This is a genomic window from Streptomyces albicerus, from assembly GCF_008905045.1.
GTDB lineage: Bacteria > Actinomycetota > Actinomycetes > Streptomycetales > Streptomycetaceae > Streptomyces > Streptomyces albicerus.
Genome location: NZ_VWMY01000054.1, coordinates 2,424 through 13,511, shown reverse-complemented (window position 1 = coordinate 13,511; position 11,088 = coordinate 2,424). Strand labels below are relative to the sequence as shown.

Genomic DNA, 11,088 nt, shown 5'->3' with positions numbered 1-11,088 from the left:
TCTACGCCCGTCCACGCGACCTGCGGATCGGAGGCTTCGCGGAGTTCATCGCGATCGACATGGACGATGTCGCGCCCAAGCCGGCCTCCCTCACCCTCCACGAGGCAGCCGCAGTACCGCTGGTGGCCCTGGCCGCCTGGCAGATCCTCGTCGACCGCGCCCACGTGAAGCCGGGACAGAAGGTACTCATCCACGCCGGCGCCGGCGGCCTCGGCTCGACGGTCATCCAGCTCGCCAAGCACCTCGGCGCCACCGTGGCGACGACCACGAACACCGACACCGAGAAGCTGGTCAGGGACCTCGGCGCCGACGTCGTCGTCGACTACACCAAGGAAGACTTCTCGAAGGTACTGTCCGGCTATGACCTGGTGCTGGACTCCCTGGGCGGGGCGAACCTCGAGAAGTCACTGACGGTGCTGAAGCCCGGCGGCCTGGCCATCAGTGTCGTCGGCCCGCCGGACGCCGGCTTCGCCAAGCAGCTCGGCGCCCCCTCCTTCCTGGGCCTGGTCATGAACACCCTCAGTCGCAAGATCCGCAAGCAGGCCAAGGCACTGGGCGTGCGCTACGAGTTCTTCTTCATGCAGGCCAACGGCTCCCAGCTGCGCAAACTAGGCGCCCTCTACGAGAGCGGGAAGCTCCGCCCGGTCATCGACAGCACCTTCCCGTTCGACCAGACGCTCGAGGCAATGGCACACGTCGAGCAGGGCCGCACAAAGGCCGGCAAGGTCGTGGTCTCGATGGCGCCCGACACCGACTGAGACCGTGCCGGCCACAGACCCTCCGCCCGGCACGGTCGTCGGAGGGGCGACGACGCCGTCGGCGATCCAATGGCGACTACGGTGGCGGAGGACCGCCGCTGACGGTGGCTGAAAGGCCGCCGCTGCAGGCGTCTCGGTGCCATTCCGCCCGCCATATGGCTCGAGACACAGCACGGCCATGTGGCTCTCGGCCGGCTGGCAGCTCTCGACGCTCATGACGGACGCATGACTGGCTAATAGCGCCTTCCGCGTCCGCGACAACCTGGTGCCGTGACCGGATGGGTCCCCGGGTCGCCTCCGGTCGCTCCAAAGAGTCGCCAGATACGCTCCTTCAGTCTTTGGACGAGAGGAGTTGCTGAGTGGCCCGGTTAAGCGGACCCGTTCTGCGCACCCAGAGGCTTGTGATGGAGCCGATCCGCCGCGGGGACAGCGACGATCTCTTTGAGGCAGTGGTCGGTCAGGACAGTGTCATGCGATGGCTGGCGACCGGCCGGGCGGACAGTCGATCTGCGGCCGAGGCCATGTGCGACGACCACGTCGCCCACTGGACCAGACACGGCTACGGCGACTTTGCGGTCAGGGACGCTGCAACGCACGCGTTTCTCGGCCGGGTGGGATTGCGTAATCGGGCCCAGTACGGGGTTGACCTCGGTTTCGCCGTGCACCCACGGGCCCAAGGCCGCGGGATCGCCGGCGAGGCGGGCCGTGCCTGCCTGGACCTGGCGGTTCACCGCCTCTCGCTCCCCGCCGTTTTCGCGTTCGTCCTGCCCGGCAATGCGGCCTCGATCGCGGTACTGCGCCGCCTGGGCGCCCAGGCGGACGGGACTGTCCAGTCCAGTGGCCGGCATTGTCTGCGCTACCGGTTCGACCCCGCCGCCACGGCAGCTGCGGAGCATGTGGTGGACGACGGTTGTGCGGACCTTCAGCTGATGCATGCGTTGGGCCCCGGTTCTCCGGAGGACAAAGCCGCACTCCGCGATGGCCTGTCCGACCCATCCGGGGTGAATGGGCTCGGTCTGGTGTGGGCTGACAAGCAGCACACCCTCACCGCTGTCTCCGAAGGCCGGCCGGTGGCTTCCACGGGATGGCTGCTGCGAGACATGGCCTTCGACGGATTGCCTCGCCGCGCCGCAGGGCTGGGCGGTGTGCTGGTGCACCCCGCCCATCGAGGCCAGGGCATCGCCCGGACAGTGATCAGCGTGGCGGTGGAGCACGCACGAGCGGCCGGCGCCGAGACGATGATTCTGCTCTGCCGCCCGGACCTGGTCCCGTTCTACACGCAGCTGGGATGGAGTCGGCTCTCCGTGCCCGTCACCGTCCAGCAGCCCGACGGGGCGCGGACATCGCCACTGACCACCATGATCTACGACCTGGCCGGCCTCCCTCATCCCACCATCAGCGTGGACCTGCGGGGCCTGCCCTTCTGATGCGCTGAGCAGGATTCACGGGGCGGTCAGGCCGCTTCGGCAAAGTGACGGTCTGCGCACCCTCACAAGCACGGCGGACGCAGCGCAGTACGCCGGCGGCCCGCGCTGGACGGGCCGCCCGCAGATGCAGTCTCCGCAAGCACTCTCGGCGGGACGAGCCGCACCAGACCTGGCGCAGGAGCAGGATCGCCCACATCGCGCCCACGATGCCCCGGAAGAGCCTCCTCGCATCCATTGAGTGATTCCAACTCACCTGAGTTTACTTTCATATACTCAGCGAGTAGCGTCATGACCAGCACATCGACCCGCCCGCCCGCCGCAGGAGACCCCGGCACGGCACCCGTCCGAGAAGGAGCACCACCATGGGAGTAAGCCCAGAGGCACACGAGTTCGCGGAGTTCCTCGCGAGTGTGAGCGCGAAGTCGTCGACACCCGGCCTCGATCTGGCCGTCGTCCGCGACATCGTCGACTCGAACCACAAGGCGTCGGCCGAGCCGGAAGGCGTCACCTACGCCGAGGTCGACGCGGACGGCGTCCCCGCGCTGTGGGCCATCCCCGAGGGCGCCGACCCCGACCGGGCGCTGCTCCACTTCCACTTCGGCGGATCCGTCACCGCCTCCATGCATTCCGACCGCAAGGCCGCCGGCCACATCGCGAAGGCGGCCGGAGCCCGCTCGCTCGTCGTGGACTTCCGCCTGGCACCCGAACACCCCTACCCCGCCCAGCTCGACGACGCCGAGACGGCCTACCGGTGGCTGCTCTCCCAGGGCTACGAGCCGCGCAACATCGGCAGCACCGGCCACTCGATCGGCGGCACCCTCGCGGTGATGCTGCCGCTGCGCCTGCTCGCCAAGGGCGAGGCCACCCCCGGCGCGATCGTCAGCGTCTCGCCGTGGACCGACCTCACCATCCAGAACCCGTCGGTGGACGCGAACGAAGACAACGACAAGATGCTCAGCCGGAACACCCTCGCACTCTTCCGGGGAGCCTGGCTGCAGGACCCCGCGGTGGACTTCACCGACCCCCAGATCAGCATCGCGAACGCCGATCTGACCGGCCTGCCCCCCACGACCGTCCACTACGGCGAGTACGAGACCCTCGCCGACGACGGCGCCCAACTCGGCCGCCGCCTCGCGGACTTCAAGGTCACCTCCGAGGTCCACCCGATGCCCGAAGGGCAGCACTCGTTCGTCCTGGGCGCCGGGCGGGCACCCGAGGTGGACCAGGCGATCCAGCAGATGGGGCAGTGGCTCCGCCGCCACCTCGGCGCGTGAGCGGCAGCCGCACCTGAACGGCGGGGCGGGGGCCTGAAGGCCAGGCTGCCGCACCACCGCGATGCCGGCGCTCGGTCCGCCGCTCTCCGGGCAGCCTGCTCGACCATGCCGGCCGGCATGCGGTACTTGTGTCCGACACCGTTCCGCACGCAGCAAAGCCCCACCACCGTCCCGCGATGCCACAAAGGAGTGCGCGATGGGAACGTACGAGGATGTCTTCCGCGCCAGTACCGCGGACCCGGAGAGCTTCTGGCTGAAGGCGGCAGAGGGCATCGACTGGGATGTCACTCCGCAACGCGCCCTGGACTCCTCGGGCTCACCGTTCTACCGCTGGTTTCCCGACGGGCGGCTCAACGTCTGTTTCAACGCGCTCGACCGCCACGTCGAAGCCGGCCGCGGCGAACAACCCGCGCTCATCTACGACTCCCCCGTGACCGACACCCAACGCACCTACAGCTACGCGCAGTTGAGGGACGAGGTGGCAGCCTTCGCCGGAGCACTCGCGCAGCTCGGCGTGGGACACGGCGACCGCGTGGTGATCTACATGCCGATGGTCCCCGAGGCCGCCGTCGCGATGCTGGCCTGTGCGCGCATCGGCGCGGTCCACTCGGTCGTCTTCGGCGGGTTCGCCCCGCACGAACTCGCCCTCCGCATCGACGACGCCGCCCCCAAGGTGGTCGTCTCCGCCTCCTGCGGCATCGAGGGCAAGCGTGTCATCGCGTACAAGCCCCTGCTCGACCGGGCCATCGAACTCGCCGTCCACAAGCCGGAGAAGAGCGTGATCCTGCAACGCCCGCAGGAAACAGCCGCGCTGGGGCCGGACGATCTCGACTGGGCCGACCTGGTCGCCGCCGCGCCGCCGGCCGACTGCGTTCCCGTCGCCGCCACCGATCCCCTGTACATCCTCTACACGTCCGGAACGACCGGAAAGCCCAAGGGAGTCGTACGTGACAGCGGCGGCTACGCGGTCGCCCTGCACTGGTCGATGGGCGCCGTGTACGACGTGGGCCCGGGCGAGACGATGTTCACCGGCTCCGACGTGGGCTGGGTCGTCGGGCACTCGTACATCGTCTACGCGCCCCTGCTGGCCGGCGCGACGACGGTCCTGTACGAGGGCAAGCCGGTCGGCACGCCGGACGCGGGCCAGTTCTGGCGCGTCGCCGCCGAGTACCGGGTCAAGACCATGTTCACGGCGCCCACCGCCTTCCGGGCGATCAGGAAGGAGGACCCGAAGGGGGCGCTCACCGCCGGCTACGACCTCTCCCACCTGCGCTACCTCTTCCTCGCCGGCGAGCGCCTCGACCCCGAGACGTATCACTGGGCGAGCGCCCTCCTGGACGTCCCGGTGATCGACCACTGGTGGCAGACCGAGACCGGCTGGCCCATCGTCGCCAACCCGGTCGGCATCGAAGCCGCTCCCCTCAAGCCCGGCTCCCCGACCCGCCCGCTGCCGGGCTGGGACGTCCGCGTCCTCGACCCCTCGGGCGAGCCGACGCCCGCGGGCGTCGATGGCGCGATCGTCGTGAAGCTCCCCCTGCCACCCGGCGCACTCCCCACGCTCTGGAACGACGACGACCGCTACGTCGCCTCCTACCTCTCCGCCTACGACGGCTACTACCTCACCGGCGACAGCGGCCACATCGACGACGACGGCTACGTCTTCGTCATGGGCCGCACCGACGACGTCATCAACGTCGCCGGACACCGGCTGTCCACCGGCAGCATGGAAGAGGCCCTGGCCGCCCACCCCGACGTCGCCGAATGCGCCGTCATCGGCGTCGCCGACGAACTCAAGGGACAGATCCCGCGCGGCCTCGTCGTCCTGAAGGCAGGCAGCAACCGCGAACCGAGCGAGGTCGAGGCCGAACTCGTCCAGCTCGTACGCGAACGCATCGGCGCCGTCGCCTCACTCAAGGACGTCACGGTCGTCGCCGCCCTACCCAAGACCCGCTCGGGCAAGATCCTCCGCAAGACCATGCGCGGCATCGCCGACGGCCACGACGAACCCATCCCGTCCACGGTCGACGACCCCGGCGTCATCGAGGTCCTGCGCCCGGTCCTCCGCCGCACCCATCACACCCCGTGAACGGCTGACAGCGCCCTGGCCGACGGTGGGCGAGCGCGTCCACCGGCCTCCGCGCGGCACGGCCCGTCGGCCAGGGCGGGGGTACCTTCCAGGGGGCGGGTCTGCATCGTGTGGTTGGGGTGGTTCGAATTGGCGAGGTGAACTGCCTGAGCGGTCCGAAGTGCGCCTCGATCGGGTTCGCCCAGGACGCGTAGGTCGGGGTGAAGCACAACCCGCCCCTGCGCTTCGTCGCCCAGCGGCGGATGTCGGCGCCCCTGTGGGCGGACAGGTTGTCCAGCGGCGGTCGGCCGCGCCGCCAGGGCCAGTCAGGAGCGGCAGGCCCGCGCATCCGCCCACGGGTCCACGTAGTCCGCGATCCGATCGCGCCCCACCCGATCCGCAAGGGCCTGGGCGAAGACCCGGCTGCGCCCACTCGTCCCGCTGCATGCGCGGGTGCGGCGAGGGCGCGGCCGGGTGTCGTCCGCCTGTGACGGTGACGGTGACGGTGACGGTGACGGTCAGGTCACCACGTCGACATGGTCGTCGGCACCCTCACTCTTCGGTGCGGCCGCGCTTCGTGTCGGCCGCGCCCGCGTTGGACATGATCTCTCTGGCCTCTGCGGGGATGTTGTCGCTGGTGAAGATGGTGTTGTCCCGTACGACGTTGCCGCGCTCGCCGTCGACGAGGCCGGTGATGTTGGGGTTGGTCGCGTAGTTTCCGATCAGGGTCTGATCGCCGGTGAGGTTGCTGTTCTGGTTGTTGGCGTGCGCCCACTGGCCGGCGGTGTCGAGGAAGACGTTGCGGTTCGCGGTCATGTAGCGGGATCCCTCGTCGAAGTACAGGCCGAGCTGCCCGCTGTTCTCGCAGAAGTTCTCCTTGATGGTGCCGTTGGGGTTGGCGGAGAGCGTGTAGATGCAGCCGGCGTCGAACAGCGTGTGTACGACGTCGCTCACGTGGTTGCCCACCACGTGGAGGTCCGTCAGGGTCGTGGGCGTGTCGTAGATCGGCTGGAAGTCGTACAGTCCGCGGGCGATGTACTCAGGGCTGCCGCCCGGGTCGTTGGCACCCCATCCGTAGCCGATCCCGATGCCGGTGTACGGCATGTCGGAGACGTCGTTGTGCTCGATGGTCAGCCGGGTGGCGTAGCTGGCGAAGATGCCGTCCTGGTCGAGGTACTCCAGCGCCGTGGAGAAGATGCGGTTGTTGCCGATCAGGATGTCGCTGTTGGTCATGCGCTCGTCGGACGGGTGGTGTGCGTCGGGACGCACTCCGCCGGCCACGATGCCGCCGCCGGCGCTCGCGGTGAACGTGTTGCCGGTGACGGAAATGTTCTGCGCGCCCAATCCGACGCCGGTGGCGTGTGCGTTGGCGTCGTTGCCGATGCCGAGCCCGACCGAGCCGAGGTTGACGAAGCGGTTGTCGGCGAAGGTGATGCCGTCCGCCGCCGACACCTGCACGGCCGCGGGCGCCTGTGCCCAGTTGTTGCGTGCTCCCTCAAATCCCCGGCAGCCGACCGCACACGACGTGAAGGCATCGGCGGGCCGGTGCGGCTGCACGCCGGTGATGAACGCGCCCGTCTGCTGGTTGGCGTATCCGTTGGGCGAGCTGGGGTGCAGCCACGTGGTGCCGGTGAAGGTCATTTTCTGGAACCGGAGGTCATGGGCCGGCTCGTCGTAGGTGCCGCCGACCTCGAGCAGCGTTTCCATGCGCGGCAGCTCGACCTGTGCGCTCTCCAGGTCCTGCCCCTCGAGCGGCTTGTAGTACAGCGTGCCGGCCGTCGTGTCCAGGTACCACTCTCCGGGCTCGTCGAGGAAGCTCTTGGAGTTCAGCAGCCAGAACGTCGGCGTCCGGAACGGGGACTGGATGGTGTCGTATCCGTAGGTGTTGTTGTCCCAGGCGGGTTGCTGCATCACGACCCTGGAGCCGGAGATGCTCTCCACGGGCGCGAAGCGGTTGGTGAACGACAGCTTCGCCTGGAGTTCGATCCGCTTCTGGTCGGGCAGCGTGGCCAGGTGATCCAGGTCCGGGTTGTCGAGGGTGAAGCCGGTCGGGTTGAGCGAGATGTCGGACCGGTTCAGCGCGAGGCGCGCGCGCTGTGCCGGGACGCCGTCGACGTAGAGCTGACGGGTATCGAAGCCGGTGCCGACATGTGCCTTGTAGATGCCCTTGTCCGGGTCGTCGAGTTCCCAGTCGGTGACCGGGTCCGCGCCGCTCACCACGGGCTTCGCTCCGGGCACGGCCTGCCAGGTCACCCTGTGCCCGTCGCGGCCGGAGTCGGCTGCGCCGAAGCGCAGCGGCGAGGTGAGCCGGTGGGTCCCGCCGAGGAGGTTCACGGTGACGTCGCCGTCGCCTCGGGCCGCGAGGACCTGTGCCCGGCGCTGCGCCTCCGCCAGGGTCTTCAACGGCCGGCTGAAGGTGCCTGGCCCGTGGTCGTCGGCGCGCGGAGCGCCGGTGGGAGCGACGACGAGTCTGTGCCCCTGGGGAGCGGCGTGTGCGTCGGAGGGCAGGGCGGCGTGCAGTCCGGCGGCCAGGGTCGCGGCGGTCGCCACGACGAACGTTCTTGTGTGCCGTGCGAGGAGCGAGTGCATGGCTACGTCCCTTCTTCGCGGTCGGGGTGGTCCGGGCCGGTCAGGGCCCAGCGGTGCGCGGCACTTCGTTGACGGGATGCGGTACGAGGAACCGGGGAGGACCGGGGTGGTGCTGCTGCGTGCCGGCGTGGCGACCGGCCGCTGTGAGCAGTCGTCGTCCTGCGTGATCGGGCCGGATGCCGGGACCTTCGGGTGCAGCGGTGTGCTGTCGCCCTGACGCCGTTATCGCTTCCTCGTCGACCTCGATGCCCAGACCCGGAGAGTGACCGAGGACGAAGGCACCGTCCTCGACGTGCAGGTCGAGGGAGAGGCCCAGGGGCGGCTGGAGGTTCTGCAGCTCGGCGGCGATGAGGTTGGGCACGGACGTCGCGGCGTGCAGGAGCGCCACGGGCGTGTCGCCGATCGGGCTGACGGGCAGGTCGTGGGCGTGAGCCAGGGCGGCGACCCGAAGAAAGTGGGTCACGCCCCAGACCGCCGCCGTCTGGACGATGTCGACTGCGCCCCGGGCCAGCAGCGGCCGGTACTGCTCAAGGCCGCTGAGGTTCTCCCCGCTGGCGACCGAAGCCCGGATTCCCCGTCCGACGGCAGCCATGCCTTCGGCGTCCCAGCGCCGGACGGGTTCCTCGACCCAGGTGAGGTCAAGCGTGCGTTCCAGTTCCGAGACGTGACGGACCGCCTGCTTGCGGGTCCAGGTCTCGTTCGCGTCGAGCATCAGGGCCGGCCGCGCGCCCCGTCCGGCCTCGGTCAGTACCTCTCGTACGAGGGTCAGCCGGTCGCGGTCCCGCTCGACGTCCAGGCCGCCCTTGAGCTTGGCCGCCCGCAGGCCGTGCTCGGCGTAGGTCTGGTAGACGTGGGCCAGTTCGTCGTCGCTCAGGGCGATGTCCAGGGCCGATGCGTAGGCGGGGACCCTCCGGTCGCCTCCCCCGAGAAGGCGCCACAGCGGTTCGCCCGCCGCCTTCGCCTTGATGTCCCACAGGGCGGTGTCGAGGGCACCGATGGTCCCGAAGAGGGCTCCGGCGTGTCCGGCCTTGAAGGTGTGCCGCAGCATGCGGTCGTAGAGCGCGGTCACGCACCGCGGGTCCTCTCCGTCGATGGCGGAGAAGACGGCGTCCACTTCTATGTGAGGTCCCAGTCCGACGCCGGTGATGCCCGCGTCGGTGTCCACCAGGATGATCGGCACCGGAGTGACCCCGTCGACGTAGACGCCGTTGGCGTCACCGATGGGCCGGCCCCATTCGTGGACGGTCGTGAGGGTGCGAAACCCGGTTATCCGCATGTCAGCCCTTCGTGGCACCGGCGGTGATCCCGTCGGCGATCTGGCGCTGGAAGAAGAGGTAGAGCACGAGGACCGGCAGTGCGGCGATCAGCACCCCGGAGGCGAAGGTGGGGATGTCGTCGGAGTACTGCCCGCGCAGTGACGTGACTCCGACCATGAGGGTGCGGTGTTCGGGGGACGGCATCATCAGCAGGGAGATGAGCACGTCGTTCCAGCAGAACAGGGCGTTGAGGATGCCGACCGACAGCAGAGCCGGGCGGCCGATCGGCAGCATGACCCGCCAGTAGACGCCGTACGTCGTGTTCCCGTCGATCCTGGCCGCGTCCATGATCTCGCCCGGGATCACGGAGTAGTAGCTCGTCATCAGGAAGATCGTGAACGGGAGGAACTGCGCGACGTAGGCGAGGATCAGCCCGGGATAGGTGTCCATGAGGCCGCTGTCCGCCATGACCCGCGCAAGCGGGACCATGATCACCTGGAACGGGATGAACAGCGCCGCGAGAAAGCACAGGAACAGGGCCCGTGAGCCCCGGAACCGCAGGTGGCTCAGCGCGAAGCCGGCCATCGAGCCGATCAGCAGAAGGAGGGCGACAGCGGACGCCACCACGATGACGGAGTTGGCGAAGTACCGCCCCAGGCCGACACTCGTCCATGCCGTGGCGATGTTGTCCCAGGACAAGGAACTCGTCAGGGAGAAACGGTCGAGGATGTAGTCGTGCCGGGTCTTCATGGCGACGTTGGCGGTGAACACCAGAGGGTAGATCGTCGCCACTGCCAGGGCGGCCATCGGGACGGCGACCACCCACACACGCAGGCGCACGCGGCGCATCAGTGCTCCCTCCCCGCGCGACGGAGCAGCGCGATCTGCGCGAGCCCCACCACGAGCATCAGGAGAAAGAGAACCGTCGAGGCGGCCGAGGCGAGCGCCGGCCGGTTCATCTCCCCCTGCTGGATCCAGATGTAGTACTCGGGCAGATAGGTGGACCCCTCCGGGCCGCCGCTGGTCATCACGTAGAGCAGGCCGAACATGGACGTCAGCATCCCGATCATGGTGGTGACGAAGACGAACTGAATGGTGCGGGACAGGCCCGGGACGATCACGTGCCAGATGACCTGGGGCAGCGACGCGCCGTCGACCCGGGCGGCGTCGAGGAGTGTGGCGTCCAGGGTGGAGAACCCGGCGAGGAAGACCACCAGGGCCATCCCGAACGTCGCCCAGACGTGAACGCCGACAACCGTGAACATGGCGATGTCCGGATCGCCGAGCCAGTCGACGGGGTCGATGCCGGTGTTCCCGAGAGCCGCGTTGAGCGGGCCGTCGAAGGCCAGCAGCAGGTTGAAGATCGCACCGACGAGCACCGGAGAGAGCACGGCCGGAAAGAAGTAGACGCTGCGGTGGATCCGGTGCCCGGGCACGCGCAGATAGATGAACGTCGCGAGCAGGCCGGGAATCGCCACCGCCACCGGAAGCAGCAGCACGAGCAGTCCGACGTTCTGCAGGGCTGTGCGAAAGAGCGGGTCCCGGAACAGTTCCGCGTAGTTGTCCAGGCCAACCGTGGTCCCGTCGCGCTCGCCGTCGCCGGTGAAGGAGAAGTTGACGCCCATGAGCAGCGGGACCAGGCGGAACGCCACGACGATCACAATGGCCGGGGCCAGCAGGATGTAGGGCGCGAGGCGTTCGGCACGCTGCCCACTGATG

At 69.0% G+C, this 11,088-nt stretch carries 9 protein-coding genes; 4 read left to right on the top strand and 5 right to left on the bottom strand.

Features of this window, described 5'->3' with window-relative positions; translation table 11 throughout:
- The 4 genes from GAS53_RS38520 to GAS53_RS38505 all read left to right on the top strand — a co-directional run.
- A partial coding sequence (locus GAS53_RS38520; protein ID WP_151482473.1) for an NADP-dependent oxidoreductase occupies window positions 1-758 on the top strand: 758 nt, incomplete at its 5' end.
- Between the two features lie 404 nt (window positions 759-1,162).
- Window positions 1,163-2,185 (top strand): GNAT family N-acetyltransferase, encoded by a 1,023-nt coding sequence (locus tag GAS53_RS38515; RefSeq protein ID WP_225859372.1) that lies wholly within the window; start codon window positions 1,163-1,165, stop codon window positions 2,183-2,185.
- A gap of 362 nt (window positions 2,186-2,547) precedes the next feature.
- Window positions 2,548-3,459: an alpha/beta hydrolase gene (locus tag GAS53_RS38510; protein WP_151482421.1), complete on the top strand. Its 912-nt coding sequence runs from the start codon at window positions 2,548-2,550 to the stop codon at window positions 3,457-3,459.
- A 196-nt stretch (window positions 3,460-3,655) separates the two neighbouring features.
- Window positions 3,656-5,545, top strand: a complete 1,890-nt coding sequence (locus GAS53_RS38505; protein ID WP_151482420.1) for a propionyl-CoA synthetase — start codon at window positions 3,656-3,658, stop codon at window positions 5,543-5,545.
- Here GAS53_RS38505 and GAS53_RS58835 read toward each other — a convergent pair.
- The 5 genes from GAS53_RS58835 to GAS53_RS38480 form a co-directional block, all read right to left on the bottom strand.
- Window positions 5,496-5,873, bottom strand: a complete 378-nt coding sequence (locus GAS53_RS58835; RefSeq protein WP_450164941.1) for a transposase — start codon at window positions 5,871-5,873, stop codon at window positions 5,496-5,498. The two genes, GAS53_RS38505 and GAS53_RS58835, sit on opposite strands and share 50 nt — an antisense overlap.
- Before the next feature lie 203 nt (window positions 5,874-6,076).
- Window positions 6,077-8,113 (bottom strand): right-handed parallel beta-helix repeat-containing protein, encoded by a 2,037-nt coding sequence (locus GAS53_RS38495; protein ID WP_151482419.1) that lies wholly within the window; start codon window positions 8,111-8,113, stop codon window positions 6,077-6,079.
- A 40-nt stretch (window positions 8,114-8,153) separates the two neighbouring features.
- Entirely contained in the window at window positions 8,154-9,389 is a 1,236-nt protein-coding gene (locus tag GAS53_RS38490) for a mandelate racemase/muconate lactonizing enzyme family protein (protein WP_151482418.1), read from the bottom strand.
- A 1-nt stretch (window position 9,390) separates the two neighbouring features.
- Window positions 9,391-10,218, bottom strand: coding sequence for a carbohydrate ABC transporter permease (locus GAS53_RS38485; RefSeq protein WP_151482417.1), 828 nt, complete (start codon window positions 10,216-10,218; stop codon window positions 9,391-9,393).
- Window positions 10,218-11,087: a carbohydrate ABC transporter permease gene (locus GAS53_RS38480; protein ID WP_151482472.1), complete on the bottom strand. Its 870-nt coding sequence runs from the start codon at window positions 11,085-11,087 to the stop codon at window positions 10,218-10,220. Before GAS53_RS38480 ends, GAS53_RS38485 begins: the two co-directional genes overlap by 1 nt.
- Between the last annotated feature and the right edge of the window lies 1 nt (window position 11,088).